This is a genomic window from Candidatus Aquicultor secundus (genome assembly GCF_002791875.1).
GTDB classification, from domain to species: Bacteria; Actinomycetota; Aquicultoria; order Aquicultorales; family Aquicultoraceae; genus Aquicultor_A; species Aquicultor_A secundus.
In genome coordinates this window covers 36,442-37,696 of the sequence record NZ_PFNG01000092.1, presented here as the reverse complement: position 1 = coordinate 37,696, position 1,255 = coordinate 36,442, and the positions used below count along the sequence as shown (strand labels likewise).

Annotated in this window: 1 protein-coding gene; it reads right to left on the bottom strand. The window is 56.5% G+C overall.

Going from position 1 to position 1,255, the window contains the following annotated elements:
- Positions 1-1,159, bottom strand: a 1,159-nt coding sequence (locus COY37_RS04025) for a RecQ family ATP-dependent DNA helicase (RefSeq protein WP_286976258.1), incomplete at its 3' end; no start/stop codon positions are given.
- Positions 1,160-1,255 lie beyond the last annotated feature (96 nt).

Sequence of the window (1,255 nt, the reverse complement as noted above, 5' to 3'; positions counted from 1 at the left end):
CGCAGCTCGGCTCATCGAATTGCTCGCCGAAGTACGCTAGAAGCACCTTGCGCCGACAGGTACTCCCCTCGCAGTAGTCGACCATCTCTTTAAGCATTTTGTATGCGGTAGAGCGCTCTCTGGGATTTTCCTTTTGCCTGATAAAGTACTGAATTTTTGCCCTATCCGCGGGGCTGTAGAACAGGATACATTCGCCTGGCAGGCCATCGCGGCCGGCGCGCCCCGTCTCCTGGTAGTAGCTCTCGATGTTTTTAGGCAGGTCGAAATGGATGACGTAGCGCACGTTGGGTTTGTCGATGCCCATCCCGAAGGCGATGGTGGCGACGATGATCTCGGCGTCGTCGCGGATAAACCGCTCCTGGTTCGCGGTTCGCTCCTCGGGGCTTAAACCCGCATGGTACGGCAGGGCGCGGTAGCCCTCCTGCTGCAGGTCATACGCGAGGGCATCCACCTGCTTGCGGCTCTGACAATAGATAATGCCGGAATCCCGTGAATGCTCGTCAAGATAGTGCAGTAGCCGGCTGTATGCATTGGCCTTGGGCTCGACCCTATAGGTGAGATTTGCGCGGTTAAAGCTTGCCCGATAGCGTTTGCCGCCGGCGATGTTGAGCTGCTCGGCGATATCGTCACGCACTTGATGCGTTGCGGTTGCCGTGAGTGCGATAATCGGTGTCGCGGGAAAATTAGTTTTTAGACTTGCGAGCCGGCGATACTCCGGCCTGAAATCGTGCCCCCACTCCGAGATGCAATGCGCCTCGTCGACCGCGAACAGGCTCACGGAAAGCCGCTTTAGAAGATCGAGAAACTGCGGCATCATCAACCGCTCGGGGGCGACATAAAGCAGTTTGACCTCTCCCCGCTCAAGTGCGGCCCGCACCCTGGTCATCGCTGCGGGAGCCAGCGAGCTGTTGATGCAGGCAGCCGGTACGCCGTTTTCAATAAGGCCGTCCACCTGGTCTTTCATAAGAGCGATCAAGGGAGACACCACGACGGTAAGCCCTTCTAATAACAGCCCCGGAAGCTGGTAGCAGAGTGACTTACCCCCTCCTGTCGGCATGAGCACGAGCGCGTCGCTGCCGCCTAGAATATCCTTAACGATGGCCTCCTGCAGAGGCAAAAAGCTGGTGTAGCCAAAATATTTGTTAAGCGTCGAAAGCATGCGCCCTCCAGAATAGCGGTTATTTGCTCATTAATCCAAATACACAAATGCACCTTACAGTATATCCCCCGTCCCTGTCAAGCGCTTACAACACGG